The sequence below is a fragment of the Microbacterium sp. RG1 genome, assembly GCF_005347485.1.
Classification (GTDB): Bacteria; Actinomycetota; Actinomycetes; order Actinomycetales; family Microbacteriaceae; genus Microbacterium; species Microbacterium binotii_A.
On record NZ_CP034121.1, the window covers coordinates 2,859,026 to 2,883,827 of the forward strand.

General features: G+C 71.0%; 26 protein-coding genes and 1 pseudogene. 11 read left to right on the forward strand and 16 right to left on the reverse strand.

The genetic code is table 11. From position 1 onward, the window contains the following. Positions 1-8: 8 nt before the first annotated feature. The 7 genes and pseudogenes from EHF32_RS13965 to EHF32_RS13995 all read right to left on the reverse strand — a co-directional run bounded on the left by EHF32_RS13965 (position 9) and on the right by EHF32_RS13995 (position 7,263). The gene (locus tag EHF32_RS13965; protein WP_137418749.1) at positions 9-1,130 is read right to left on the reverse strand and encodes a DUF4232 domain-containing protein; all 1,122 of its coding nucleotides are present in this window, start codon (positions 1,128-1,130) and stop codon (positions 9-11) included. 79 nt (positions 1,131-1,209) lie between these two features. Then, on the reverse strand, positions 1,210-2,127 hold the full coding sequence (locus EHF32_RS13970; protein WP_192900652.1) for an alpha/beta hydrolase fold domain-containing protein: 918 nt from the start codon (positions 2,125-2,127) through the stop codon (positions 1,210-1,212). A gap of 2 nt (positions 2,128-2,129) precedes the next feature. Next, positions 2,130-3,662, reverse strand: a complete 1,533-nt coding sequence (gene menE / locus EHF32_RS13975) for an o-succinylbenzoate--CoA ligase (RefSeq protein WP_137418750.1) — start codon at positions 3,660-3,662, stop codon at positions 2,130-2,132. Between the two features lie 50 nt (positions 3,663-3,712). Further along, entirely contained in the window at positions 3,713-4,165 is a 453-nt protein-coding gene (locus EHF32_RS13980; RefSeq protein WP_137418751.1) for a MaoC family dehydratase, read from the reverse strand. 23 nt (positions 4,166-4,188) lie between these two features. Beyond that, positions 4,189-5,382 carry an acyl-CoA dehydrogenase family protein gene (locus EHF32_RS13985; RefSeq protein ID WP_137418752.1) on the reverse strand — a complete coding sequence of 398 codons (1,194 nt, stop codon included), beginning with the start codon at positions 5,380-5,382 and terminating at the stop codon, positions 4,189-4,191. A gap of 3 nt (positions 5,383-5,385) precedes the next feature. Beyond that, complete coding sequence (locus EHF32_RS13990) at positions 5,386-6,273, reverse strand: amidohydrolase family protein (RefSeq protein WP_137418753.1); 888 nt, start codon at positions 6,271-6,273, stop codon at positions 5,386-5,388. A 64-nt stretch (positions 6,274-6,337) separates the two neighbouring features. Beyond that, positions 6,338-7,263, reverse strand: a pseudogene (locus EHF32_RS13995) (SDR family oxidoreductase). An 89-nt stretch (positions 7,264-7,352) separates the two neighbouring features. On the opposite strand from EHF32_RS13995, the gene EHF32_RS14000 reads away from it, so the two are divergent. Next, positions 7,353-7,811, forward strand: coding sequence for a MarR family winged helix-turn-helix transcriptional regulator (locus EHF32_RS14000; RefSeq protein ID WP_137418754.1), 459 nt, complete (start codon positions 7,353-7,355; stop codon positions 7,809-7,811). Positions 7,812-7,951: 140 nt separating this feature from the next. On the opposite strand, the gene EHF32_RS14005 is transcribed toward EHF32_RS14000, so the two are convergent. From EHF32_RS14005 to EHF32_RS14020, 4 genes are all read right to left on the reverse strand, one after another. Then, the gene (locus EHF32_RS14005) at positions 7,952-8,290 is read right to left on the reverse strand and encodes an SH3 domain-containing protein (protein ID WP_137418755.1); all 339 of its coding nucleotides are present in this window, start codon (positions 8,288-8,290) and stop codon (positions 7,952-7,954) included. 33 nt (positions 8,291-8,323) lie between these two features. After that, positions 8,324-9,547: an MFS transporter gene (locus EHF32_RS14010; RefSeq protein ID WP_238343718.1), complete on the reverse strand. Its 1,224-nt coding sequence runs from the start codon at positions 9,545-9,547 to the stop codon at positions 8,324-8,326. A 226-nt stretch (positions 9,548-9,773) separates the two neighbouring features. Next, entirely contained in the window at positions 9,774-10,958 is a 1,185-nt protein-coding gene (locus EHF32_RS14015) for a 4-hydroxybenzoate 3-monooxygenase (RefSeq protein ID WP_137418756.1), read from the reverse strand. Positions 10,959-11,245: 287 nt separating this feature from the next. Continuing rightward, positions 11,246-11,998, reverse strand: coding sequence for an IclR family transcriptional regulator (locus EHF32_RS14020; RefSeq protein ID WP_137418757.1), 753 nt, complete (start codon positions 11,996-11,998; stop codon positions 11,246-11,248). An 86-nt stretch (positions 11,999-12,084) separates the two neighbouring features. On the opposite strand from EHF32_RS14020, the gene EHF32_RS14025 reads away from it, so the two are divergent. The 6 genes from EHF32_RS14025 (at position 12,085) to pcaC (ending at position 16,905) form a co-directional block, all read left to right on the forward strand. After that, positions 12,085-12,846, forward strand: coding sequence for an IclR family transcriptional regulator (locus EHF32_RS14025; protein WP_137418758.1), 762 nt, complete (start codon positions 12,085-12,087; stop codon positions 12,844-12,846). A gap of 81 nt (positions 12,847-12,927) precedes the next feature. Next, on the forward strand, positions 12,928-13,746 hold the full coding sequence (gene pcaH / locus EHF32_RS14030; RefSeq protein ID WP_137418759.1) for a protocatechuate 3,4-dioxygenase subunit beta: 819 nt from the start codon (positions 12,928-12,930) through the stop codon (positions 13,744-13,746). Position 13,747: 1 nt separating this feature from the next. Further along, the gene (gene pcaG, locus EHF32_RS14035) at positions 13,748-14,305 is read left to right on the forward strand and encodes a protocatechuate 3,4-dioxygenase subunit alpha (protein WP_137418760.1); all 558 of its coding nucleotides are present in this window, start codon (positions 13,748-13,750) and stop codon (positions 14,303-14,305) included. Further along, on the forward strand, positions 14,295-15,734 hold the full coding sequence (locus EHF32_RS14040) for a lyase family protein (RefSeq protein WP_238343719.1): 1,440 nt from the start codon (positions 14,295-14,297) through the stop codon (positions 15,732-15,734). Before pcaG ends, EHF32_RS14040 begins: the two co-directional genes overlap by 11 nt. After that, the gene (locus EHF32_RS14045) at positions 15,731-16,510 is read left to right on the forward strand and encodes an alpha/beta fold hydrolase (protein WP_137418761.1); all 780 of its coding nucleotides are present in this window, start codon (positions 15,731-15,733) and stop codon (positions 16,508-16,510) included. Before EHF32_RS14040 ends, EHF32_RS14045 begins: the two co-directional genes overlap by 4 nt. Next, on the forward strand, positions 16,507-16,905 hold the full coding sequence (pcaC, locus tag EHF32_RS14050; protein ID WP_137418762.1) for a 4-carboxymuconolactone decarboxylase: 399 nt from the start codon (positions 16,507-16,509) through the stop codon (positions 16,903-16,905). The genes EHF32_RS14045 and pcaC overlap by 4 nt, the downstream gene beginning before the upstream one ends. On the opposite strand, the gene EHF32_RS14055 is transcribed toward pcaC, so the two are convergent. The 4 genes from EHF32_RS14055 to EHF32_RS14070 all read right to left on the reverse strand — a co-directional run bounded on the left by EHF32_RS14055 (position 16,906) and on the right by EHF32_RS14070 (position 19,756). Continuing rightward, positions 16,906-17,847 (reverse strand): alpha/beta fold hydrolase, encoded by a 942-nt coding sequence (locus tag EHF32_RS14055; protein WP_137418763.1) that lies wholly within the window; start codon positions 17,845-17,847, stop codon positions 16,906-16,908. 112 nt (positions 17,848-17,959) lie between these two features. Next, on the reverse strand, positions 17,960-18,364 hold the full coding sequence (locus tag EHF32_RS14060; protein ID WP_238343720.1) for a DUF4260 family protein: 405 nt from the start codon (positions 18,362-18,364) through the stop codon (positions 17,960-17,962). Then, complete coding sequence (locus EHF32_RS14065) at positions 18,361-18,930, reverse strand: TetR-like C-terminal domain-containing protein (protein ID WP_161594128.1); 570 nt, start codon at positions 18,928-18,930, stop codon at positions 18,361-18,363. The genes EHF32_RS14060 and EHF32_RS14065 overlap by 4 nt, the downstream gene beginning before the upstream one ends. Further along, the gene (locus EHF32_RS14070; RefSeq protein WP_137418765.1) at positions 18,923-19,756 is read right to left on the reverse strand and encodes an alpha/beta fold hydrolase; all 834 of its coding nucleotides are present in this window, start codon (positions 19,754-19,756) and stop codon (positions 18,923-18,925) included. The genes EHF32_RS14065 and EHF32_RS14070 overlap by 8 nt, the downstream gene beginning before the upstream one ends. A gap of 160 nt (positions 19,757-19,916) precedes the next feature. Here EHF32_RS14070 and EHF32_RS14075 point away from each other — a divergent pair, with 160 nt between their 5' ends. The 4 genes from EHF32_RS14075 to EHF32_RS14090 are packed head-to-tail and all read left to right on the forward strand — an operon-like array spanning position 19,917 to position 23,302. Beyond that, positions 19,917-20,660 (forward strand): 3-oxoacid CoA-transferase subunit A, encoded by a 744-nt coding sequence (locus tag EHF32_RS14075; protein ID WP_192900653.1) that lies wholly within the window; start codon positions 19,917-19,919, stop codon positions 20,658-20,660. Continuing rightward, positions 20,657-21,337, forward strand: a complete 681-nt coding sequence (locus tag EHF32_RS14080; RefSeq protein ID WP_137418767.1) for a 3-oxoacid CoA-transferase subunit B — start codon at positions 20,657-20,659, stop codon at positions 21,335-21,337. The genes EHF32_RS14075 and EHF32_RS14080 overlap by 4 nt, the downstream gene beginning before the upstream one ends. Beyond that, a complete protein-coding gene (locus tag EHF32_RS14085; protein WP_137418768.1) occupies positions 21,334-22,509 on the forward strand; it encodes a thiolase family protein in 1,176 nt (391 codons plus the stop codon). Before EHF32_RS14080 ends, EHF32_RS14085 begins: the two co-directional genes overlap by 4 nt. 22 nt (positions 22,510-22,531) lie before the next feature. Further along, entirely contained in the window at positions 22,532-23,302 is a 771-nt protein-coding gene (locus EHF32_RS14090; protein WP_137418769.1) for an IclR family transcriptional regulator domain-containing protein, read from the forward strand. A gap of 2 nt (positions 23,303-23,304) precedes the next feature. Here EHF32_RS14090 and EHF32_RS14095 read toward each other — a convergent pair whose 3' ends face one another. Then, complete coding sequence (locus tag EHF32_RS14095) at positions 23,305-24,762, reverse strand: peptide MFS transporter (RefSeq protein ID WP_137418770.1); 1,458 nt, start codon at positions 24,760-24,762, stop codon at positions 23,305-23,307. Between the last annotated feature and the right edge of the window lie 40 nt (positions 24,763-24,802).

A 24,802-nucleotide genomic window follows, 5' to 3' on the forward strand; every position in this document is an offset into this window, starting at 1 on the left:
CCTCGCGGTCAGGGCGCGTCTCCCGGAGCCTGCCATGCGGTGACTGCCACAGCTGTGCCCGCGACCACGTCGAGCTCGACCGGCCAGGAGCCGCGCGTCTCTCCCACGACGACCGCCGCCCACAGCGTGCGCGCGATGAGGGCGCCGTGGGTGGACTGGGCATCCCAGCCGAGGTAGGCGACCGCGGAGCCACCCGCTGGAACGACGACGGATGCGGGTCCCGGATCGGTCGCCATGAAGGAACCGCCATGCTCGATCGTGGAGTCGAGCAGATGGCCGTTCTGGTCGCCGAACGCGATGTCGGGATACCCCTCGATCGTGCAGGGAGCGTCGGAGAAGTTCAGGAGCTCGAGGCGGAGCCCCCGATGCCCGGTCGCCGCATCGGGCTCGCCCTTCAGGATCATGGCGCGATCCGGAGTGCAGCCGTCCGCGTCCGTCACGCCGGCGCCCGCGGAGCGCTCCGGAACCGGGTCGCCCTCCGCCTGTGGATCGGGTGGAATCGAACCGTCCGCCGGAGCCGGCTCCGCGGCGGCTTGGTCAGCCCGCACCTGGGCCTGAGACGCCTCGTCGCCCAGTGTCTGCGTCGCGACGAGCAGGACGAGTGTCGCGATCGCAGCTCCCACGGCCAGAGAGCTGCGGAGTCGTACCGCTCCACCGGGGCCGTCGCCGGGCGCCTCCCGTCGCGACAGGCGCGAGGCGAGCAGCGCCGGCAGCCACCCGTAGAGCAGACCCCAGTAGGCACCGATCGCGGCGCGGCTGCCGAGATCCACCGCCCACAGAGCCCAGCCGTGCGTGAAGAGCGTGCCGAAGACGAGCTGCACATCGATCGCCATCCCGGTGATCGCACCCGCCGCGACGACCGCGAGCCAGGTCGCGGCGAACGATGCGCGACGGCGCACGACGTGCAAGACGGCTGCGACACAGGCCGCGACGGCAAGGGCCGCGACGAGAGGGGAGAGCAGCGACCACGGGGTGGGCCAGGACCAGACATAGGGGCTCGGCGTCGGTAAGGCCGCCTGCTGCACGCGCTGCAACGGCGTGAGCGACATCCCTGCGGCCAGCGCGACGACCAGCAACCAGAGGAGTCCCGCCGTGGCGGCGACCAGCCAGATTCCGCGTGATCTCCGCACCCGTCTCTTCCCCCATCGGCCGCTGGGCGGCCACTTTCGCGAGCCTAGCGTGCCGGTCGTTCGCGGACGGGGCGAGCCGTCAGCCCTGCGCGGCGCGGATGTGCTCGGCGATGCGCAGGTAGTTCTCCCGGGCGAGCGTGTCGTCTCCGCCGTCGTAGCCGTGGTCGGCGCCCTCGACCTGCCAGAACTCCGCCAGGGCGCCCACGCGCTCGAGCCGCCGGGCGTAGCGCTCGTCCTCGTCGCGCAGAATGTCGTCGGATGCGGCGATGACGACGGCCGGGGCGATGCCCGTGAGATCGGCGGAGTCGGATGCGCTCGCAGGCGAGACGAACGGATCGGCACGCGTTCGAGGGTTGGGCACGTAGGAGCTGTCGAAGACCTCGGACATCCAGGGTCGCAGGAGGGGCTTCGCGAGCGGCGAGTGCTTCTCGGCCGCGGGGACCGTGAGATCGAGCGGCGGGTAGTGCAGCACCTGCAGACGGATGCGGGGACCGCCCGCATCCAGCGCCTGCCGTGCGACCGCGGCGGCGATCGCCCCGCCCGCGCTCTGCCCGCCGACCGTGAGCCGTGTGGCGTCCCATCCCTGCGCGTCCGCGTTGTCGATCGCCCACTGCACGACCCGCATCGCCTGATGCACCGCGGTCGGGAACGGATGCTGGGGCGCGACCGCGTAGTCGACGTCGATCACCACCACCCCCGCCCGGCTCGCGATCGCGCGGCAGAGCGCGTCGTCGCCGTGCAGCTGGCCCAGGATGTAGCCGCCCCCGTGGAAGTTCACGTGCACGCCGGGGTGGGCTGTCGTATCCGCCGCGCGGTAGATCACAGCGGGGGCAGGAGGGTCGGCCGGGATAATGAGCTCGCGCCGGTCGGCCGCGAACTCCGGCAGTCGCTCGCGCGGGTCGAGTCCGCCGGTCTGCGCCGCCATCATGCGCGGCATGGCCTTCTGCAACCGTCGCGCGACGAATCGTGCGACGGCGGGGCGCGACAGCAGCGACATGATCAGTGCTTCCGTCCGAACAGCTCACGCAGCGCGGCCTTGCGGACCTTGCCGGATGCGGTGCGCGGGAGGTCCTCGACCACGACGACGTTCTTGGGGAGCTTGTACCGGGCGAGGACGCCGTCGAGCTGGGTGCGGACGGACTCGGTCGTGACCTCGGCACCATCCTTGACGGTGACCACGGCCCACGGGACTTCGCCCCACCGCTCGTCGGGAACGCCGATCACGGCGACCCCGGAGATCCCCCGGATGTCGTTGATCAGGTTCTCGACCTCGGCGGGATAGATGTTCTCTCCGCCGGAGATGATCATGTCCTTCAGCCGGTCGGAGATGAAGAGGTAGCCGTCCTCGTCCAGATAGCCGAGGTCGCCGGAGCGGAACCAGCCGTCCTCGCGGAATGCCGCCGCCGTTTCGTCCGGGAGCCCGTGGTATCCGGGGAACACGTTGGGTCCCGCGATCTCGATCTCCCCGACCGTCCCCGCAGGCACGACGGCGCCCGTGTCGTCGGTCACGCGCACCTCGGTGAAAAAGTGCGGCAGGCCCACGCTGCCCTGCTTCGCGCGGGTCATCGCCGGTGCCAGGGAGGTGGCGCCGGGCGAGGTCTCGGTCATGCCGTACCCCTGCGAGAACGACAGTCCCCGCGCCTCGAAGGCGTTGAGGATGCGGGTGGGCACTGCCGAACCGCCGCACGTCAGCTTCTGCAGGCTCGACAGGTCGGTCGTGGGCCAGTCGGGGTGATCGGCCATCAGCTGGTACGTCGTGGGCACGCCGCTGAGCATCGTGATGCGGTGTCGTTCGATCAGGGTCAGCGCGCGACCGGCGTCGAATCCCTTCTCCAGCACGAGGGCCGCCCCGTTGAGGACCACCGGCAGCGCCCCCATTCCGAGGGCGGCCACGTGGAACAGCGGCGAGATCATCAGCGCGACGTCGGTCGAGACCACGTCGTAGTCGATGATGCAGTTCAACGCGACCCAGGTGAGGTTGCCGTGCGTGAGGACCGCGCCCTTCGCTCGGCCGGTCGTGCCGGACGTGTAGACGATCGCCGCGGGATCCTCGAGCGTCACAGTCGTCGTCCCGACGGAGGCGCCGTCGGCGTCCCGCACCAGCGCGGCGAGGCCCGGATGGTGCGAGATCCCCTCACCGGTCAGGATGACCTCGCCGATGGATGCGGCCTCGATCCCGGGGATGATGCGCTCGGCGAACTCCGGGTCGTGGATGAGCACGCGGGCGCCCGAGTCGGTCAGCACATGCTGGATCTCGGGTGCCGCGAGGCGCGTGTTGACCGGCACGAACACGGCCCCCAGCCGGGCGCAGGCGAAGAGCACCTGAAGGAACGCCGGGCTGTTCTCGCCGAGGTAGGCCACCGCATCCGCTTTGCCGACGCCGCGCTCGCGCAGCACGGCCGCCGTGCGATCGACGGCGTCGGCGAACTCGCCGTACGACAGCGTCTCGCCGCCGTCGACGATGATCGCGGGCTTGCCGGGGCTCTTCAGTCGTCTCTTGGTGATCCAGGATCCCAGTCCGTGATCATGCATCGTTGCATCCTCGTGATGGTGGGTTCGGGGCGCAGCCCGGAGGGGAGGGGTCAGGCGTAGAAGCGGTACAGCCCGCGGGCGACGACGGCGGGCTTGGTGGCGCCTTCGATCTCGATCGTCTGGTCGACCGCGAACTGGTATCCGCCGGGTACCTCGGTGACCTCGGCGATGACGGCACCGCCGCGGATGCGGGCGCCGACGGCGACGGGCGAGACGAAGCGCACCTTGTCGAGACCGTAGTTCACCTTGGTGCTCACGCCCTCGAGATCGAACAGCTCGGACCAGAACTTCACGGTCAGCGACAGCGACAGGAAGCCGTGCGCGATCGGACCTCCGAAGGGGCCCTCCTTGGCGCGTTCCGGGTCGACGTGGATCCACTGGTGGTCGTCGGTCGCGTCCGCGAAGAGGTTCACCCGGTCCTGGGTCACCTCGAGCCAGTCGGTGAAGCCGAGGTCGGTGCCCGCGAGGGATGCGGCGTCGGCGTATGCGGCGGTCGTGGTCATGATGGGTTCCTTTCGGTGGATGTTCAGACGAAGGCGGAGGAGCCGGTGAGCCCGCGCCCGACGATCAGGGCGGTCATCTCGTGTGTGCCCTCGTAGGAGTAGACGGCCTCCGCGTCGGCGAAGAACCGTGCGGCGCCGTGCTCGAGGAGGATGCCGTTGCCGCCCTGCACCTCGCGGGCGAGCGCGACGCTCTCACGGGCGAGGCGGGCGGTCTGCATCTTGGCCAGCGCCGAATCCTCGTCGCGCAGCACGCCCGCGTCCTGTCGGGCGGACAGACGCGTGACGATGCCGAGGCATGCGGTCAGGTTGCCGAGGATGCGGGCGAGCTTCTCCTGCACGAGCTGGAAGCCGCCCAGCGGCGAGCCGAACTGCTCGCGCTCTCGTACGTACGCGACCGCCGCATCCAGGGCGCCGGCCTGCAGGCCCGTCGCGATCCAGGCCACGTCCGAGCGCAGCGACCGCAGGATCTCGGCCACGTCGCGCCAGCTGTCGACCCGCTGGAGCCGCGCGCTCTCCTCGACGCGCACGCCGTCGAGGCGGACGTCGAAGTTCTGCATGGGTCGCAGCGACACCTTGCCCTCGATGCGGGTCAGCGTGACGCCGGGCGCGTCCCGGGGCACGAGGAATGCCTTCACCTCGCCGTCGTCGGCGGCGCGTGCGAACACGACGAGCACGTCGGCGGTGTCGGCGCCGCCGATCCACCGCTTCGCGCCGTCGATGACCCAGCCGTCTCCCTCGTGCGTGGCCGTCGTGGCGAGCCCGCCCGCGATGTCGGAGCCGTGGTCGGGCTCCGTCAGTGCGAAGACGCCCCGCAGCGCGAAGCTGCGGATCGCGTCGTCCAGCGCGGCGACCTGTTCGGGTGAGCCGCCGCGGCGCACGGCGGTGCGGAACAGTCCCGACTGCGCGTTGTACGCCGTCGCGACCGACACGTCGGTGCGGGCGAGGACGAACGCGCGGTAGCCGGAGAAGACGGATGATGCGGCCTCTGACGGCTCCACGCCGACCGGCTGCATCAGATCGAGAGGCGCGAGGGCGTCGATGACGGTGGCCGGCAGGGTCGCGCTCTCCCACGCGGCGGGCAGCAGCGGGGCGATCCGGGTGCGCAACGTGTCGTCGAGGCGGGCCAGGGCAGCGCGGGCGCCCTCGCTGAGCATCGCCTCGGCGTACCCGAGCGCGTCGTGACCGAAAGGCGCTTCGCTGCGCAGTCTCGGATTCATGGGCTATCCGAGTCCGAGCAGACGAGCGGCGTTGTCCTTGAGGATGCCGGGCATGACCTCGGGCTTCATCTCGATCTGCTCCACGTCGCGCAGCCACCGGTCGGGGGTGAGCAGCGGGAAGTCCGAGCCGAACAGGATGCGGTTCTTCAGAAACGAGTTCGCCGCCCGCACCAGCTGCGGCGGGAAGTACTTCGGGCTCCAGCCCGACAGATCGATCCACGTGTTGTGCTTGTGGGTCGCCACAGAGATCGCCTCGTCCTGCCACGGCACCGAGGGGTGGGCCATGATGATCTGCAGGTCGGGGAACCGCGCTGCGACCGTGTCGAGCAGCATCGGATTCGACAGCGCGAGGCGGAAGCCGCGGCCGCCCCGCATCCCCGCGCCGATGCCCGTCTGCCCCGTGTGGAAGAGCGTCACCACGCCGGCCGCCTGCATCGTCTCGTACAGCGGGAAGTACTCCTCGTCGCTCGGGTCGAAGCCCTGCACCGTGGGGTGGAACTTGAAGCCGCGCACGCCGTAGTCCTCGATCAGGTGTCGCGCGCGATCGATCGCAGCCTTCCCCTGACGCGGGTCGACGGAGCCGAACGGGATGAGCACGTCGTTGTTGCGCGCCGCGCCCTCCGCGATCTCCTCGCTCGACAGTGCCGCATGCTTCAGCTCCGTCTGCGCGTCGACGGTGAACACCACCGCTGCCATGGAGCGCTCACGGTAGTACGCGGCGACCGCATCCAGATCGGGGCGGCCCACGTCGGCGCTGAAGTACGCGGATGCAGCCTCGGCCAGATCGTCGGGAAGAGAGGAGTGGCCGTGCGCGTCGACCTCGATGTGCACATGCACGTCGATCGCCGTGATGGCGGATAGGTCGATCGCGGGTTCGTAGCGCGTGGTCATCGGCGTTCCTCGTCCTCGGGGATGCGTGGTGCGAGGGGCCCGGTCTCACCGGACCCCTCGAGTCTCAGGGGCGGGGGCGCTGCAGCTCTTCCGGCAGGGCGGGGAAGCGCTCGCCGACCGACTGCAGGCTGTCGCCGACCAGGTCGGCGAACTCCGACTCGAGCGCCGCCGCGCTCCAGCCGCCCTCGCGGTACGCGGTGACCACGGGCTCGGGGTGCGACCAGAGCTGGATGCGGTCGCCGCCGACGCCGATCGCCTGGCCGGAGACGTTCGCCGCCGCATCCGAGGCGAGGAAGGCGACGAGGCCGGCCACGTCGTCGGAGGTTCCGAAGCCGAGGTCGTGACGGTAGAAGGCGGGCATCGGCTCACCCGCCTCCTCGGCCTCGACCGCCGCGGCGAAGTACGGGAGGGTCGCCGTCATGGCGGTGGCGGCCACGGGGATCACGGCGTTGGCGGTGATGCCGGCCTTCTTGAGCTCGAGCGCCCAGGTGCGCACCATGCCGACGATGCCGGCCTTGGCGGCGGCGTAGTTGGTCTGGCCGAAGTTGCCGCGCTGACCGGTCGGCGAGCCGATGCAGATGATGCGACCGGCGATCTCGTTCTCGCGCATGTAGGTGGCGGCCTCGCGGACGCACGTGAACGTGCCGCGCAGGTGCACGTCGATGACGGTGTCGAAGGCCTCGTCGCTCATCTTCCAGAGCACGGTGTCGCGAAGGACGCCGGCGTTGGTGACGAGGATGTCGAGCCGGCCGTAGGTGTCGACGGCCGTGCGGACGAGCTCCTTCGCCGTCTCGGACGAGCCCACGGGAGCGACCACCGCGACGGCCTGGCCCCCTCGCGCTCGATCGATGCGACCGCCTCGGCGGCGGTGGCCGCATCCACGTCGTTGACGACGACGCGCGCGCCCTGGCGGGCGAGCTCCTGGGCGTATGCGAGGCCGAGGCCGCGGCCGGATCCGGTGACGATGGCGACTTTGCCGTCGAGGGACATGGGGGACTCCTTCGTTCGTGCTCTCATTGAAACGGGACTAGTTGAAATTGTCAATTATTGTTTCCCGCACCTTTTGTTAGGATCTGCCTATGGCGAAGAGCGACGCAGCTGCAGCGCAGCCGGATGCGCGCGCCCGGCTCACCGACGACGTCAGCTTCCTGCTCGCCCGCGCCAACGCCCTGTCGCTCGCCGCGGGGAACTCAGCCCTGGCGGCCCTCGGGTTGAAGGTGCGGTCGTACTCCGTGCTGGCCCTCGCCTGCGACACGTCGGCCGGTCCCTCGCAGCGGGAGCTCGCGGAGTTCCTGCGCCTCGATCCCAGCCAGGTCGTCGCCCTGGTCGACGACCTCCAGCGCCGTGGTCTCATCGAACGACGCCCCGACCCCGCCGACCGTCGGGCCAACGTCGTGGTCGCGACCGCCGACGGCCTGGCCCTCCACGAGCGCGCGCTGGCCGCCGCCGAGGCCGCCGAACGCGACCTGCACGGAAACCTGTCGCCCGCCGAGCGCGTGCAGCTCGCCGATCTCCTCCGCCGCATCGCCTTCCCCTGACCGCCGGGCGTGCGGCATGCCGCGTGCGGCGTGCTGCATACGGCGGGTGTCCGCATCCGTTCGGCAGGAGATCTCCGCTCGACAGGATGTTTCGACGCAGATCGTCCTGCAGGGGGATATCTCCTGAGTTGCGGATGCGGTTAGTCCCGCGCCAGCACGCGATTCGGAACCCATCCTTCGCGGCCCGCGGCGTCCCGGCACCACGACCAGCCGCTCTCTACGTCCTCGGCCACGAGCTCCACGACGTCACCCGCACGTGCGGCGAGCTCGGTGGTGTCGTAGCCGGTGCGCACGATGCCCGCGGCGCCGTCGATGTCGACGTGCCGTGCCGGCACCCACCCGCATCCGTTCACGGCGGTGATGAACACGAAAGCGGGCCACTCGGTGTCGCGGTCGCCCACGGTCACCGGGTCACCGGGCCTCACTGTCAGCGGTGCGCGGTCGGGGACCTCGTGGTCGGCGGTCAGCTGTGCACGCATGTCCTCAGCGTCGCAGGCGCCGCCGACATCCGCTCAGCGACCCTCGAGCACGTACCGTTCGCGACCGACCGAGACGCCGACCACGCACTGTCCGACCAGGACGGCGATGTAGAGCAGCAGCGGCACGGTCCATCCGCCCTCGAGTGCGTGGAGGGCTCCGAAGGAGATGGGGCCGGCGGCGGCGAGCAGGTATCCGACCGACTGCGACATGCCGGAGAGCGCGGAGGACGCGGCGGCGTCCCGCGCGCGCTCTGCCATCAGGGTCAACGACATGCTCAGCGACGCCCCCGCCGACAAGCCCGAGAGCAGGGCCCACGCGGTCAGCAGTTGCGGCGCGAGGATCATGCCGATCGCGGCGGCGATCGCGAGCAGGGGGAGTGCCGCCGGGACGGCCCGGCGCAGGCGCCCCTGTAGGGCGAAGGCGACGGCGAACGAGCCGACGACACCGAGGATCTGGTACAGCGCGACATCGACGCCGGCGGCCACGGCGGACTTGCCTGTCGACGCGGCGAGCGGGGCCATCCACGTCACGAGCATGTAGAACGACGCCGACTGCGCTCCCATGTAGGCCGCGATCTGCCATGCCAGCCGGTCGCGCCAGATCCCCGTGCTGCGCGAGGCTCCCGGTGCGGAAGGCGCCGGCGCGGTCCGCGGCGTGCGGCCGTGCTGCGCCCAGGCCCAGAGGGCGATCGTGAGCGGCAGGAGTGCGGCGGTCGCGGCCAACGCCACGCGCCATCCCGCATCCGGATCGTCCACGGCGTGCGAGATGGGCACGACGACGGCCGAGGCGATCGCCCCCACGCCGCCGAGCAGCGCCGTGTACATGCCCATCATCACCGGCACGCGCCCCGGGAAGTCGCGCTTGATCACCGCAGGCATGATCACGTTGGCGACGGCGAGGGATGCGCCGATCAGTCCGGTTCCGAGCCACAGGTTGACCTCCGTGCCCGGCAGCGAGCGCCAGGCCGTTCCCGCCCCGAGCGCGATGAGGGCGCACAGCAGCACGCGCGACATCCCGAAGCGGCGAGACAGGCCGTGGGTCAACGGCGAGACGATCGCCCAGGCGAGGAGGGGAACGGCGGCGAGTGCACCGAGGGCTGCGGTCGTCGTGCCGAGATCGTCTGCGATCTCCTCGAGCAGCGGTCCGACGCCCGTGATCGTCGCGCGCATGTTGGCGGCCACCAGCGCCACGGCGATCAGCAGCAGCAACGCCCGTCCGCGTCGGCTTGCGCTTTCGTCGGGGGTCTGGGTGCTCACGAGCACCGGACTCTACCCTGCCCACCGCCTCCGTCCGCGCCCGCTTTCGCGCGGCGGACGAGTGCCCCGCGGTGCGACGTGTGCACGATGCGTGGTGCGGATGGTGGCTGGTGGGGCGTGTGGGGTGGTGCGGCGGAGGGTGGTCGTGCGGGTGTCGCGGTGCCGCCACGCGGTGGCCACCCCGCGGCGCCGCGGCTGCCGGGGCGAGGCGGCGGCCCCGCGAGGGTCAGCCGAGGCGGGTCTCGAAGGGCCAGCCGGTGTACGCCTCGGCGAGGTAGGTGCGGCCCGCATCCGAGTCGATGATCGAACGGAGTTCGCCGAGCTGCCGCTGGCGGTCGAAGTCGGACGCGTCGGGGGCGCGGTGGAGCATGCTGGTCATCCACCACGAGAAGTGCTGGGCCTTCCAGATCCGCCGCGACGCCGTCTCAGCGAAGGCGTCGATCGGGCGTTGGTCACCGGAGAGCAGGAGCGCGCGCAGCGCGATGTCGAGCAGCACCACGTCGGCGACGGCGAGGTTCATGCCCTTCGCGCCCGTCGGTGGGACCGTGTGCGCGGCGTCACCGATGAGCGCGACGCGGCCGCGGCGCAGTTCGCCGGCGACGAAGCTGCGGAAGCGCAGCACGTCCCGCTGGAAGATGGGTCCCTCGTTGAGGGTCGTGCCGGGGACGCGAGCCTGCAGCGCGTCCCAGATCTCCGCCTCGCTCAAAGCGTCGGGGTCGGCCTCGGGGTCGCACTGGAAGTACATGCGCTGCACCGTGCTGCTGCGCTGACTGATGAGGGCGAAGCCCGCATCCGAGTTGCTGTAGATGAGCTCCTCGGAGCTCGGCGGCGCCTCGCACAGGATGCCGAACCATGCGAACGGGTACTCGCGGAACGAGCCCGCCGCCGACCCGCCGAGCGTCTGGCGAACGACGGAGCGCGAGCCGTCCGCGCCCACGACGAACTCGGCCTCGATCTCGACACGCCGCCCGTCGGCATCCTCGCCGATGACGCGAGGGCGATCGGATGCGGCGTCCTCCACCGCGTCGACGCGCACACCGAAACGCAGGTCCTGGCCGGCAGCGAGTCGCGTGGCGACGAGATCCTTGAGCACTTCGTGCTGCGGGTAGAGCCAGACGCTGCGGCCGGTCAGGGAGGGGAAGTCGATGCGGTGGCCCTCGCCGTCGAAGCGCAGCTCGATGCCGTCGTGCCGGTTGCCGTCGGTGAGCACGCGCGTCGACGCGCCGCTGGCGACGAGCAGGTCCACGGTGCCCTGTTCGAGGATGCCGGCGCGGATGGTCGTCTCGATCTGCTCGCGCGTGCGGGAGTCGACGATGACCGACTCGATGCCGGCGTCGGCGAGCAGGTGGGAGAGCAGGAGTCCGGCGGGGCCGGCGCCGACGATGGCGACACGGGTGCGGATAACGGTCATGGCGTCTCCTTCGACGACGGGCCTGTTGAATGCTGCCGACCAGTGTGCCCCGCGCCACCGCATCCATCGCACATCCTCCCGTTGAATGGGACTCCTCGTGGGGCCTCTTCACATGCCCGAGTTGCGTCGCATCTGCGCATCTGCGACACCTTTGCGCAGATGCAGCAGTCGTGAACTGTGGCGGATGCGGAGAAGTGTGGCGGATGCGGGACCTGAGGCCGAGGGCGCGACGCCCCGGGCGCACCCCCGGGCTCCGGATCCGGACCCCGGCACCACCTGCGGCGCGCTCAGGCGCGGGTGCTGCGCAGTCCCGCCTCGATCTCGGCGGCCGCCGTCCGCAGCGGCGCGAGGGCGCGCTCCGCGTCGGCGTCGCGCGGCAGCACCACCGAGAGCGCCGCAATCACCTCGCCCGCCTCGCGCAGCGGCACGGCGACGCCCGTCGACACCGACTCGATCGAGCCCGGCGCGATCACATACCCGTCGTGCCGGATGCGGGTGAGGATGCGGCGCAGCTCGGCGGCATCCGTCACGGTCTCGCGGGCCACGCGTCGCAGGGGCGCGTCGAGCACCCGCTCGCGAAGGGCGGCGGGGGCGTGCGCGAGGAGGACGAGCCCCGCGGACGACGCGTGCAGCGGGAGGCGTCCGGCGATGCGCGTGATGTTCGCTCCCGCATCCGGATGCGAGAGGCGCTCGACGAACAGCGCCTCGTCGGCCTCGAGCACGGCCAACTGCGTGTGCTCGCGGATGACGCCCTGCACGGCGGACATCGCCGGAAGCGCCGCCTGCCTCAGTCGCAGCGCCGTCGAACCGCGCAGGGCGAGCTCCCAGAGATGCATGCCGATGCGGATGCGGCGCTCGTCGTCGCGCTCGAGCAGGCCCTCGGCGACGAGGTCGTCGACGATGCGATGCGCGGTGGATGCGGGAAGCTGCGCGCGCCGGCCGATCTCCGCCGCCGTCTGCACCGTGCGGTCGGCGGTGAACGTCTCGAGCACGCGCACGATGCGTGCCGTCATCGAGTCCCCGCTCGGCGAGTTGGCCATGCCGCCACCATCTCACGCATCCCGCATCCCGCATCCCGCATCACGCATCCCGCATCACGCAGTCAGCCCGCGGCTAGGGTGAGGGCATGGCGGATGGCGTGCTGCGTCGGGCGATGGCGCTCATGCGGGCGTTCGACGAAGACGCCCCCGAGCTCACCGCCGCCGAGCTCGCCGAACGCGCGGGCCTTCCCCTCTCGACGGTGCATCGCCTCCTCGTCCAGCTCATCGGCGAGGGCCTCGTCGAGCGCACCTCCGCGCACACGTACGCCGTCGGCGCGCGGATGTGGGAGCTCGGCGAACTCTCGCCTCTGGCGCTGCGGCTGCGGGAGCAGTCGCTGCCCCACCTCGTGCGGCTGTACGAGGCGACGGGGGAGAACGTCCACCTCGCGGTGCTCGACGCCCCGACCCCACCGGATGCAGTCGTGCTGTTCGCGGGGCGGATCACCGGGCGCGCCTCGGTTCCCACCCTCGGGCGGGCGGGTGGACGACACCCGCTGCACACGACGGGGGTGGGTCGTGCGCTGCTCGCGACGTGCGACGAAGCATGGCTCGACACATACCTTGCCGCCCCCCTCATGCCCGAGACGCGGCACTCGATCACCGACCCCGACGTGCTCCGTGCGGACATCGTGCTCACCCGACGCCGGGGCTACGCCGTGACCCGCGAGGAGATGACGCTCGGCAACATCTCGGTCGCCGCCGCTCTCGGCACGATCTCGGGGCTGCCGTCCACTGCGCTCGGCGTCGTCACGCACCTCGACGGCGCCGATGAGAGGCGTCTCGCCCCGCTGGTCGTGCAGGCGGCGAAGGATCTGACCAAGGCTCTCCGAGGATCTGATTCTCACTGAGTGAGAACGGAGGCGACCGGATGCGGCCCGCCGGTGCAACCCTGGACACCCCACCCGTGTGACGTCGAAGGAGACGGTTCCATGTCCACCCCTCCGCCCCAGGCTGCGGCTCCCGAGTCGCTGTTGGCCTCGGCCGACATGCCCACGCAGTCGAAGATCAACCAGGAGATCGCGGACGCTCACGCCGACGCCGCCCGTCGCGTGGCCGCCGGCGAGGACGTGCCCACCACGCTCTACGACTTCGCGCCCTACCGCTCGAGCCTGCTGCGCCACCCCACCAAGAACCCGCGGCTCGTCGACCCCGAGACCATCGAGCTGTTCTCGCCCGCGTACGGACAGCGCGACGTCGCGCAGATCGAGTCCGACCTGACGCTCCAGCACCGCGGCGAGCCGCAGGGTGAGCGCATCACCGTCACGGGGCGCCTGCTCGACAGCTGGGGACGTCCTCTGGCCAACCAGCTCGTCGAGATCTGGCAGGCCAACGCGGCCGGCCGCTACATCCACCAGCGCGACCAGCATCCGGCTCCGCTGGATCCGAACTTCACCGGTGCCGGCCGCACCATCACGGGCGACGACGGCGGCTTCACGTTCACGACCATCAAGCCCGGTCCGTACCCGTGGAAGAACCACATCAACGCCTGGCGCCCCGCCCACATCCACTTCTCGCTCTTCGGCGGCGGCTTCACGCAGCGCCTGATCACGCAGATGTACTTCCCCGGCGACCCGCTGTTCGCGCTCGACCCGATCTACAACACCATCCGCGATCAGCGCGATCGCGACCGCTTGATCGCCGCCTACGACCACGACCTCACGGTGCCCGAGTTCTCGATGGGCTACCGCTGGGACATCGTCGTCGACGGCCCGGATGCGACCTGGTTCGAGCCCGAGGGAGAGCACTGAGATGTCCGAAGCCACGCGCCTTCCCGCCACCTCCGGCCAGACGGTCGGACCCTTCTTCGCCTTCGGTCTCGAGTACCCCAAGATGCACGAGGTCGTCTTCCCGCACTCCAGCGGCGCGATCGTGCTGTCGGGGACGATCTACGACGGCGCGGGGGCTCCGATCCCCGACGCCGTGATCGAGATCTGGGGAGCCGACACCGACGGCACGATCTCTCGCGCGCGCGGCTCTCGTCGCCGCGACGACCACACCTTCACCGGCTTCGGCCGCAGCTTCACGACGGATGAGGGCGCGTACGACTTCTGGACGCGCAACCCCGGTCCGATCGACGGCAAGGCGCCGTTCTACGCGGCCGTCGTCTTCGCTCGCGGGCTCCCGAACAAGCTGCACACGCGCATCTACCTGCCGGACGACGAAGAGCTGCTCGCGGCGGACCCCCTGCTCTCCTCGCTCGAGCCCCACGAGCGCGCTACGCTCGTCGCGACGCGCACGCCCGAGGGTGATCTCACCCACGACATCCACCTGCAGGGCGAGAAGGAGACCGTTTTCCTTGCCTTCTGACGAACCCGGGGCGCCCTTCACGGATGTGGGGCTGCTCTCCCCGGTGACGGTGTCGCACGACTCCCTCGTGGCCGACGATGCCGTGGCTGCCGCTCTCGTGACCGCCGAGGTCGCCCTCGTGCGGGCCTGGGCCGTCGTCGGTGTCGCCCCGGATGCGGTCGCCGCTGCCGCATCCGAGGAGTTCGGGTGGTCCGGGGGTGGCGCGCTCGTCGACGCCGAGTGGCTCGACACCGCGCGGCTGGCGAGTGCGGCCGTCGCGGGCGGCAATCCCGTCATCCCTCTCATCGCCCGGCTCGACGATCGCGCATCGATCCAGGTGCGTCCCTGGCTGCACCGCGGTGCCACGAGCCAGGACATCCTCGACTCGGCACTCATGCTTGTCTCCCGGCGCGCGGGGCTGCATCTGCTGGGGGTTCTCCGGCAGGTCGAGGCGCAGCTCTCCGGGTTCGCCGTCGTCCATCGCGACACGGTCGCCGCCGCCCGCACGCTGACGCAGCATGCCGTGCCGACCACCGTGGGTGCTCGTGCCGCGGGCTGGTTGCGCGGTGTCACCCGTGCGCGCGTCCGGCTCGGCGATGCCGTCGGGCAGCTTCCCGCGCAGCTGGGAGGCGCGGGCGGCACCCTCGCCTCCTTCGTCGAGATCGGCGGGACGGATGCGGCATCCGCTCTCCCGTCCGCGTACGCCGCGGAGCTCGCGCTCGCCGCCCCCGACGCGCCGTGGCACGTCTCGCGCTGGCCCGTCACCGAGTTCGGCGATGCGCTCGTGCAGGCGATCGACGCTCTCGGCAAACTCGCGACCGATGTCGCGACCGGCTCGCGCACCGAGATCGGCGAACTCGCGGAGGGCGTCGGCGGCGGTTCGAGTGCGATGCCCCAGAAACGCAACCCCACCGGCGCCGTGCTCGTACGCTCGGCGGCGCTTCGGGCACCGCAGCTGGGAGCCACTCTGCACCTCGCGGCCGCGCTCGCCGCGGACGAACGCCCCGACGGTGCATGGCACGCGGAGTGGCCGACGCTGCGGGAGCTGCTGCGTCTCGCGCTCGGCGCTGCCGAGACGACACACGCGCTCGTGACCGGGCTGCAGGTCGACGAAGACGCCGTGGCCCGTGCGCTCGCCGTGACCGATGGCCAGCTGGTGTCGGAGCGGCTGTCCATCGTGCTCGCGCCCGTGATCGGCACCGACGAAGTGCGCCGCATCGTCGGTGCCGCGACCGCGGGCGGCGACCTCCGCGCGCTCGTGCGCCAGGCGCTCGAAGCGGCGCTGGACCGGGTGCCCGGCGCGCCGCATCCCGCCGACGACGTCGACGCCTTGCTGGATCCCGCCGCCTACACGGGACTCGCGGGCGCACTCGTCGACCGGGCTGTCGCCGACGCGCCGGCGGATGCCGCGCGCGAGAGCATCGAAGCGCCGACGGAGGAGCCTGCATGACGCAACCCGCGATCGCCCTGACCGAGCCGACCGGCCCTGCCGATGCGCCCCTGGTCGTGCTCGGTCCGTCGCTCGGCACATCCACGATCCTGTGGGAGGACGTCGTCCCTCTCCTCGTGGACGACTACCGGGTGGTGAGCTGGGACCTTCCCGGCCACGGAGCTGCGCCCGCGCCGACCGCGCCGTTCACGGTCGCCGAGATCGCCGATGCCGTCGCCGATGCGGTCCGCTCGATCGGTGGCGACCGCATCCTCTACGCCGGGGTGTCCCTCGGCGGAGCGACCGGACTCGAACTGCTCCTGCGTCACCCCGGTCTCGTGCGCGGCGCGGCGATCGTCGCCTCCGGTGCTCAGCTCGGCGACGCGGCGAGTTGGCACGAACGAGCCGCCCAGGTGCGCGCGCAATCGACCTCGTCGGTGATCATCGGCTCGGCGCAGCGCTGGTTCGCCCCGGGCTCGATCGAGCGCCGCCCGGAGCTGAGCGGCCGGTTGCTGCACGCGCTGCAGGATGCGGACGACGAGGGTTACGCCCGGTGCTGCGAAGCACTCGCCGCGTACGACGTACGCCCGCAGCTGGGTGAGATAGCGGCTCCCGTCCTCGCGGTCTTCGGGCGCGACGACCAGGTGGCACCGGAGGCGAAGAGCGTCGAGATCGCCGAGGGCGTGCGCGACGGGCGCGTCGCGGTGATCGAGTCCGCGGCGCACCTGCCGCCGGCCGAGGAGCCGGAGCAGACAGCGGCCGTGCTGCGCGAGTTCTTCCGTGAGGTCGCGCGATGAGCCGGCCGAGCGGGGAGGGCCGCAGCGACGAGCAGCGCTACGACGACGGGATGCGGGTGCGCCGCGAAGTGCTCGGCGACGCCCACGTCGATCGCGCCGTCGCCGGCACGGCCCCCGAGACCGCGGACTTCCAGGACCTCATCACGCGCTACGCGTGGGGCGATATCTGGTCACGAACGGGTCTGGCCCGGCGCGACCGTTCGATCGCGGTGCTGACGGCGCTGATCGCCCTCGGTCACCACGAGGAGTTCGCGATGCACGTGCGCGCCGCGCAGCGCAACGGACTGACCCGCGAGGAGATCGTCGAGGTCGTGCTGCAGTCGGCGATCTACTGCGGCGTGCCGGCGGCGAACACCGCGTTCCGCATCGTGAAAGACGTCTTCGCCGAGGAGTGATCAGCCGGCGGCGCCGTCGAGGAACCGCTTCGTCTCGGCGGCGATCTGCGCCGCGAGCGTGTGGTGCAGGTACTGGTCCCCGGTCATGACGACGAGCTCGCCGCGGTCCACCGATGCCGCCTGACGCTCGTGCAGCGACACCCAGTCCGCCACATCCGTGTCGTTCTCCCGGGCGAACAGCAGGACGGGAAGGGATGCGGGGAACCGCGCGCCGCTCGCATCCGCGAAGTTCCGGCTCGCGTGCTGCATCTCGTCGATCATGGTCGCGGCCGTCGTGTTGCGCGCGGCGAGCATGCGCATCTGCTGCTTCGTGAGCTCGTCGTAGGGGAGCCCATCGTAGGGATCGGGCGAGACGGTCTGCAGCGCGCGTGTGATGCCGAGGTCGTTCAGCAGCACGAGCGCGTCAGTGGGGATCGGCTCGTCCGATCCCGGCTGGTCCGGCACGCTGTTGTCGATGCCCACGAAGGCGGTCACCTCATCCGGGAAGAGCGAGGTGTAGGCGAGTGCGTAGATTCCGGCGATCGAGTGGCCCATGAGCGTGTACTTCTGCACCCCGAGCTGCTGCAGAGCCTCGTGCACCTCGCGGGAGATGTTCTCCGAGGTGCGGGGGACGTCGGTGGCGTCGCTGAGCCCCGTGCCGAACGGCTCGACGGCAATCACGCGGTAGCGGTCGTCGAGCTGGTCGATGAGCGGGGCGAAATCGAGACCGGGGGCTGCCGTCCCGAGTCCGGGCAGCAGCACGATCGTCTGCTCGTGATCGCCGCTGACGACGACGTTCATCTGGCGACCGTCGACGCTCACGCGCTGCCCGTAGGGCTCGATCCGGGAGGCTTCGGAGTTCGTGGCGATGGCATTCGCCGTGGCCATCGCGCCCACTGCGACCGCCGGTGCGGCGACGAGGATGGCGGCGACGGTGAGCGTGATCCTGGTGCGTTTCTTCATGGTGTCCTGGGTGCGGGTCTCCTGCGCGACGCGGGTGACATCGCCCCTTCAGGACATCAGCCGCGTGGCCGCCGCGGCAGTGTCACCGCGTCACCGCCCGCGGTGACAAATGTCACCGAACGGCGGGGGCGGCCGCATCCGGCCACGTCTTCGGGCGGGGGCCGTACCCGAGGGCGCGGTCTGCGCCGACGTGGAACAGCCAGCAGGCGGCGATGATGGCGAGGGCGGGCGCAGCGACGCCGGCGGCGGTCAGCCCGGTGTACACGCCCCAGAGCGCCAGGGGTGCCGCGTAGTTGTGGGCGATGTTGTAGGCGAGCGCGCCGATGCGGATGCCGAACGCGTAGCCCAGCATCGACAGATCGAACAGCAGGAAGAGCGCGGCCAACCACCACCACGCGAAGCCCGCCGTCACGAACACGACGACCGTGGCGACGGCGATGGCCGCGCCCTCGACCCGGTGGATGGGAGGTACCCGCGCGGAGGGTATCTCCGCCCCGTGATGCGCGGCGGTGGTCACGCCCGGCCCCAGGTCTCGAAGGATGCGGCGACGGTGTCGATCGTCCGCGCGAAGGTCCGCTCGATGTCGACGGGCAGCTCGAACGCGTGACAGGTCTCCAGCGAGAGGAAGCCGTGGAGGCTCGCGCGGAGGAAGCGGATCGCGTCGATCGCGTCGTCGCCCTCGAGGCCGTACCCGACGAGCACACCCGTGACCACCTCGAGAACGGATGCGGAGGCTCGCTCGTCCTCCGTGTCGCCCGCGACCGGGGCGGTGATCGTCAGCGGGTACTGGCCCGGGTGGGCGAGTGCCCAGTCGCGGTAGGCGTGCCCCATCGCGCTGATGGCGTCGCCCCGGGAGCGGCCCACTGTCGCGCGGGCGAGCGTGTGCCCGAGCTCGGTCTTGGCGCGGAGCATGACGCCCCGTTCCAGTCCCGCGAGGCCGTCGACGTGTTTGTACAGCGACGGTGCACGAACGCCGAGGTCGTCGGCGAGCGCGGCGAAGCTCAATGGTCCCGCATCCGGAGCGTCGAGCAAGGCGGCCGCGCGTTCGATGACGATCGCAGGTGTGAGCCCGGCCCTAGGCACGCTCGCTCCCCTCGTGCAGGAACGTGAGGATGGCATCGGCCGTGCGCTCGGGCTGCTGGGACTGCGGGTAGTGGCCCGCATCCTCGATCATGACGCTCGTGCCGTGCAGGGTCTCCGCGATCCAGGCGGCCTCGGCGGCGGGGTCGGCGAAGTCGGGGTCGGCGCTGCCCATGACGACCAGCGCGGGCGCGGTGACGCGTGCGAGGCTCCGCTCGGCGTCGCCGTGGTCGGTGCGCGTCGTGAGGCGGAAGGACCGCGCGTACCCGGGACGCCGCATCGCCTGGATCATCGCGGCGCGGTAGGTCTCGAAGTCGGCGGGCTTCGCGCCCGAGTACAGAGTGGGGAGGTACGCGTTCCAGGCTGCGACGGCCCAAGGGCGGGCCATCAGCAGTCGGAACATCAGGGCCGCGACCTTGCTCTGGTTCGGCGGGATGCGCACGAACGGCCCGACGAGCACGAGACCCGACACGAGCTCGGGGTGCTTGGCGGCGACGATCACCGCGGCGCCGGCCGCCATCGAGTTGCCGACGATGGTCGCGGCGGCGCCGAGGTGCCGGACGAGGGCGGCGATGTCGGATGCGGTGGGCACGTCGCCGTAGGCGCCGAAGTCCGCCGAGCTGTCGCCGTGACCGCGGAGGTCGGCCGTGGCGACGCGGTAGCCCCGCGCGATGAGCAGGGGGGTGAGATGCCGGTACGAGGAGCGAAGCTCGCCCATTCCGGGCACGAGCAGCAGGAGCGGGCCCTCGCCCGCGACGTCGAAGCCGATCTCGCCGCCGTCGACGCGGAGGCGCTGCGTCGACGGGGCGGAGGAGGATGAAGAGGTCATGTCCGAAACAATACATAGCTATAAAGCTATCCGCAATAGCCAAGCCGTCTTTCGCTGAGCGCTTATAGGTGACAGGGGATGGCGGCGGGTGAGGGCGCGCGGTAAGATGTTCGCTATACGCACTTGCGTTCGCAGAGCGAACACTTCCGAAGGGGGACGTGTGATCGACAAGACTGTCGCCGACATCGCGTCGGCGGTCGCCGGGATCGAGGACGGCTCCACCGTCATGATCGGAGGGTTCGGCCGTGCCGGCCAGCCCGTGGAACTCATCGACGCCCTCATCGCACACGGCGCGAGCGACCTGACGATCGTGAACAACAACGCCGGCAACGGTGACACGGGCCTCGCCGCCCTGCTCGCGGCCGGACGCGTGCGCCGCATCGTGTGCTCCTTCCCCCGGCAGTCCGACTCCTGGGTGTTCGACGACCTCTACCGCTCCGGCCGCATCGAGCTCGAACTCGTCCCGCAGGGCAACCTCGCCGAACGCATCCGCGCCGCCGGCGCAGGAATCGGCGCGTTCTTCTCGCCGACCGGCGTCGGCACCGCGCTCGCCGAGGGCAAGGAGCACCGCGAGATCGAGGGGCGCACCTACGTGCTCGAGCACCCCATCCGTGCGGACTACGCGCTGATCTCGGCACGCGCGGCGGATCGCTGGGGCAACCTCGTCTACCGCGAGACCGCCCGTAACTTCGGGCCCATCATGGCGGCCGCGGCGACGACGACGATCGTGCAGGTCGATGAGATCGTGCCGCTGGGCTCGATCGACCCGGAGAAGGTCGTGACCCCGGGTCTCTACGTCGATCGTGTGGTCGCCGTCGGCGAGCGGCGCTGGCTGAAGGACGGCGTGTTCGTCGGCGGCACCGACTTGGAAGGCCGCCCCCTCGAGAACCAGGAGCAGCGATGACCACCCGCATCCCCCGCGCGGACCTCGCCCGCCGCATCGCCGCCGACATCCCCGACGGCGCGGTCGTGAACCTCGGCATCGGCGCGCCGACGCTCGTCGCCGACCACCTGCCCGCCGACCGCGAGATCGTGCTGCACACAGAGAACGGTCTGCTGGGGATGGGGCCGGCGCCTGCGCCCGATCGCATCGACCCCGACCTCATCAATGCCGGCAAGCAGGCGGTCACGGCTGTCGCGGGTGCCGCGTACTTCCACCACGCCGACTCCTTCGCCATGATGCGCGGCGGGCACCTCGACGTGTGTGTGCTCGGGGCGTTCCAGGTCGCGCAGAACGGCGACCTGGCGAACTGGTCGACGGGTGAGCCCGGTGCGATCCCCGCCGTCGGCGGGGCGATGGATCTCGCGATCGGCGCCAAATCGGTCTATGTCATGACGGACCTGCTCACCCGCGCCGGCGAGCCGAAGCTCGTCGCCGCCTGCACGTACCCGCTCACCGGCGTGGGCTGCGTCTCGCGCGTCTACACCGACCACGCGGTCTTCGAGATCACGGATGCGGGTTTCGCCGTCACCGAGGCGTTCGGCGAGAACACGATCGATCAGCTGCGCGAGCTCACCGGGCTCACGCTCATCGATGCGACGGATGCGGCCGCCGCATCCGCGTCGGAGGAGGAGAAATGACCGCGAGCTTCGTGTACGACGCCGTACGCACGCCGTTCGGGCGTGCCGGGGGCGCACTCTCCGGCGTCCGGCCGGACGACCTCGCCGCACTCGTCATGCGCGCGGCCGTCGAGCGCACGGGCCTGGACCCGGCCCGGATCGACGACGTGATCTTCGGCGACGCGAACCAGGCGGGCGAGGACAACCGCAACGTCGCCCGCTTCGGCGCGCTGCTGGCGGGATTCCCGACGACCGTGACGGGCGCGACCGTCAACCGCCTCTGCGCCTCGTCGGTGGAGGCCGTCATCCAGGCGTCCCGCGCGATCGAGTCCGGCGACGCCGACATCATCCTGGCCGGCGGCGTCGAGTCGATGAGCCGCGCCCCTTTCGTCGTCGAGAAGTCGGCCAAGCCGTGGCCCGCCGTGGGCAACCAGACGCTGTGGAACACGGCGATCGGCTGGCGTATGACGAACCCCGCGCTGCCGAAGCCGTGGACGATCAGCAACGGCGAGTCGGCGGAGAAGATCGCGCGCGAGTGGGGCGTCTCGCGCGAGGCGCAGGACGCGTTCGCCGCACGCTCGCACCGTCTGGCCGCCGAGGCGTGGGCCGCGGGTGTGTACGACGGTGAGATCGTGCAGGTCCCCGGGGTTGAGCTCGCCCGCGATGAGAGCATCCGCCCCGACACCTCGGTCGAGAAGCTCGCGGGGCTCCGCGCGTTGTTCGCGTCGGACGGGGACGGCTCGGTCACCGCGGGCAACTCGTCGCCCATCAACGACGGCGCCTCCGCGGTGCTCGTCGCGGCGGAGGGAGCGCTGCCGGGCGAACCGTTGGCGCGCATCGCCGCCCGCGCCGCCCATGGCGTCGACCCCGATGTGTTCCCGATCGCGCCCATCGAGGCCGCCAACAAGGCTCTCGCCCGCGCCGGTTTCACGTGGGACGACGTCGACGTCGTCGAGCTGAACGAGGCGTTCGCCTCGCAGAGCCTCGCCTGCATCGCCGGCTGGCCCGATCTGGACCCTGAGCGGGTGAACATCCACGGCGGTGCGCTGGCCATCGGTCACCCCCTCGGCGCGTCCGGCGGGCGCATCATCGGCCACGCGGCGCACGAGCTCGCTCGTCGCGGCGGGGGCGTCGCGGTCGCCGCCATCTGCATCGGGGTCGGACAGGGCCTCGCGGTCGTGCTCGAGAGGTGACCGGCGCGGATATGGTGAGCGGATGAGTGAGCAGGGCGACGCATCCGGCGAGTTCGTGCAGTCCCTCGCCCGCGGCCTCGCCGTCATCCGCGCGTTCGACGTCGATCACGCAGAGCTCACCCTGAGCGACGTCGCGCGCCGTGCGGAGGTCACGCGCGCGGCGGCCCGCCGCTTCCTGCACACCCTCGTGAGCCTCGGCTACGTGCGCAGCGACGGACGCCTGTTCGCCCTCACGCCGCGGGTGCTCGAGCTGGGCTTCAGCTACCTCTCCTCCCTGTCGCTGCCTGACGTCCTCCAACCGCACCTCGAACTGCTCTCGCGCGAGGTGGGGGAGAGCGTCTCGGCGGCCGTGCTCGACGGTGCCGACATCGTCTACATCGCCCGGGTGCCTGCCCGACGCATCATGAGCGTGCGCATCACGATCGGCACGCGGTTCCCGGCGTACGCCACCAGCATGGGGCGTGTGCTTCTGGCGGCGCTGCCCGCGCCCGCACGCGCCGAGGCGCTGGCGCATCTGCATCCGCTCACCGACCGGACCCTGACGGATGCGGCGCGCCTCGGCGCCGAACTCGACAGGGTCGCAGCCCAGGGATGGGCGGTCGTGGACGGCGAGCTCGAGGCGGGGCTCCGCTCGATCGCCGTCGGTGTGCGCGATCGCAGCGGCGAGGTCGCGGCCGCGATCAACGTCTCGTCATCGGCGACCCGCGACAGCGTCGAGCACCTGGTGCAGCACTACTTGCCGGCGCTCGCGGCCACCGCCGATCGCGTGAGCGACGAGCTGCGCCGCGTCTGATCTCAGCGCACGCCCTTCATGAGACGCAGCACCGGCTTCACCGCCAGCAGCAGCACGACGCCGAGGGCGATCGCGATGAACCCGAGGATCGAGAAGTAGCCGACCTCGTTCTCGGGGTCGTAGAACTCGCCCAGCGCGCCGGCGATCGCCGTGCCCAGTGCGACCGAGAGGAAGAACAGCGCGACCATCTGGGTGTGGAAGATCGTCGGTCCGAGCTTGGTCGACACCGAAAGACCGATGGGAGAGATGAACAGCTCGGCGACGGTGAACACGAACAGGATGCCGATGACGCCCAGCAGGGGTGTGGCGTTCTCTCCGCCGTTCGCCCAGACGAGGAACAGCCAGAACGCGACGCCCATCACGATCGCGCCGATCGCGAACTTGACGGGCGTCGAGGGCTGCCGCCGGCCGAGCTTCGTCCAGAGGGCCGCGAAGACGCCGGAGAGCAGGATGATGAACACCGGGTTGATCGACTGCACCCACGAGACGGGCATCTCCCAGCCGAACAGATCCCGATTGAGGCGCTCGTCGGAGTAGATCGTCAGCACCGTGAACTGCTGTTGGTAGAGCGACCAGAAGCCGACGCTCACGATGAACAGCGGGATGAACGCGTAGACCCGCGAGCGTTCGGTCGCGTCGATACGCCGCGAGCTCAGGATGACGGCGAAGTAGGCGATCGCGGCCACGATCGTCACGACGATGACGACGAGAGCCAGATTGTCGGCGCGCACGAGGCCGAACAGCACGCTCGCCGCGATGACGACGACACCGGCCACGGCGATCCCGATCCACAGCGCGTGCCTCTCGCGCGGCAACGGATTCGGCACGGCGCGCGCCTCGGCGGGCAGCCCACGACGGCCGAAGGAGTACTGCACGAGACCGATGGCCATACCGATCGCCGCGAGGCCGAAGCCCCAGTGGAAGCCGGCGAGCGACTGCAGCAGCCCGGTCAGCAGCGCCCCGAAGAACGCCCCCAGGTTGATGCCCAGATAGAACAGCGAGAACCCGCCGTCGCGCCGGGGGTCGTCGTCGGTGTACAGCGTGCCGACGACGGACGTGGCGTTGGCTTTCAGCCCGCCGGAGCCGAGGGCGACGAGCGCGAGACCGATGCCCACGCCCACGAAGCCGGGCAGGACGGCGAGGGCGATGTGCCCCGCCATGATCACGATCGCGCTGAAGAACAGCACGCGTTCGGAGCCGAGCAGACGGTCGGCGATCCAGGCGCCGAGGATCGTCGACAGGTACACGGCGCCGCCGTAGGCGCCGACGATGCCGGTCGCGACGGCCTTGTCGAGGCCGAGCCCGCCCTCGGTCGCGGAGTAGTACAGGTAGATGAGCAGGATCCCCTGCATGCCGTAGAAGCTGAACCGCTCCCACATCTCCACGCCGAACACGTGGGCCAGCGCCCGGGGTTGCCCGAAGAAGCGGGTGTCGCGCGTGGTGCTCTCGGGCGCAGTCATAACCGCCACCGTAGCGCCGTGCGCGCCCCCGTCGCGCTAA

Excerpts from the sequence above, each read along its gene's own strand:
- EHF32_RS13970 (WP_192900652.1), bottom strand. The coding sequence starts at position 2,127 with ATGTCGCTGCTGTCGCGCCCCGCCGTCGCACGATTCGTCGCGCGACGG.
- menE (WP_137418750.1), bottom strand. The coding sequence starts at position 3,662 with ATGCATGATCACGGACTGGGATCCTGGATCACCAAGAGACGACTGAAG.
- EHF32_RS13980 (WP_137418751.1), bottom strand. The coding sequence starts at position 4,165 with ATGACCACGACCGCCGCATACGCCGACGCCGCATCCCTCGCGGGCACC.
- EHF32_RS13985 (WP_137418752.1), bottom strand. The coding sequence starts at position 5,382 with ATGAATCCGAGACTGCGCAGCGAAGCGCCTTTCGGTCACGACGCGCTC.
- EHF32_RS13990 (WP_137418753.1), bottom strand. The coding sequence starts at position 6,273 with ATGACCACGCGCTACGAACCCGCGATCGACCTATCCGCCATCACGGCG.
- EHF32_RS14000 (WP_137418754.1), top strand. The coding sequence starts at position 7,353 with ATGGCGAAGAGCGACGCAGCTGCAGCGCAGCCGGATGCGCGCGCCCGG.
- EHF32_RS14005 (WP_137418755.1), bottom strand. The coding sequence starts at position 8,290 with ATGCGTGCACAGCTGACCGCCGACCACGAGGTCCCCGACCGCGCACCG.
- EHF32_RS14015 (WP_137418756.1), bottom strand. The coding sequence starts at position 10,958 with ATGACCGTTATCCGCACCCGTGTCGCCATCGTCGGCGCCGGCCCCGCC.
- EHF32_RS14020 (WP_137418757.1), bottom strand. The coding sequence starts at position 11,998 with ATGGCCAACTCGCCGAGCGGGGACTCGATGACGGCACGCATCGTGCGC.
- EHF32_RS14025 (WP_137418758.1), top strand. The coding sequence starts at position 12,085 with ATGGCGGATGGCGTGCTGCGTCGGGCGATGGCGCTCATGCGGGCGTTC.
- pcaH (WP_137418759.1), top strand. The coding sequence starts at position 12,928 with ATGTCCACCCCTCCGCCCCAGGCTGCGGCTCCCGAGTCGCTGTTGGCC.
- pcaG (WP_137418760.1), top strand. The coding sequence starts at position 13,748 with ATGTCCGAAGCCACGCGCCTTCCCGCCACCTCCGGCCAGACGGTCGGA.
- EHF32_RS14045 (WP_137418761.1), top strand. The coding sequence starts at position 15,731 with ATGACGCAACCCGCGATCGCCCTGACCGAGCCGACCGGCCCTGCCGAT.
- pcaC (WP_137418762.1), top strand. The coding sequence starts at position 16,507 with ATGAGCCGGCCGAGCGGGGAGGGCCGCAGCGACGAGCAGCGCTACGAC.
- EHF32_RS14055 (WP_137418763.1), bottom strand. The coding sequence starts at position 17,847 with ATGAAGAAACGCACCAGGATCACGCTCACCGTCGCCGCCATCCTCGTC.
- EHF32_RS14070 (WP_137418765.1), bottom strand. The coding sequence starts at position 19,756 with ATGACCTCTTCATCCTCCTCCGCCCCGTCGACGCAGCGCCTCCGCGTC.
- EHF32_RS14080 (WP_137418767.1), top strand. The coding sequence starts at position 20,657 with ATGACCACCCGCATCCCCCGCGCGGACCTCGCCCGCCGCATCGCCGCC.
- EHF32_RS14085 (WP_137418768.1), top strand. The coding sequence starts at position 21,334 with ATGACCGCGAGCTTCGTGTACGACGCCGTACGCACGCCGTTCGGGCGT.
- EHF32_RS14090 (WP_137418769.1), top strand. The coding sequence starts at position 22,532 with ATGAGTGAGCAGGGCGACGCATCCGGCGAGTTCGTGCAGTCCCTCGCC.
- EHF32_RS14095 (WP_137418770.1), bottom strand. The coding sequence starts at position 24,762 with ATGACTGCGCCCGAGAGCACCACGCGCGACACCCGCTTCTTCGGGCAA.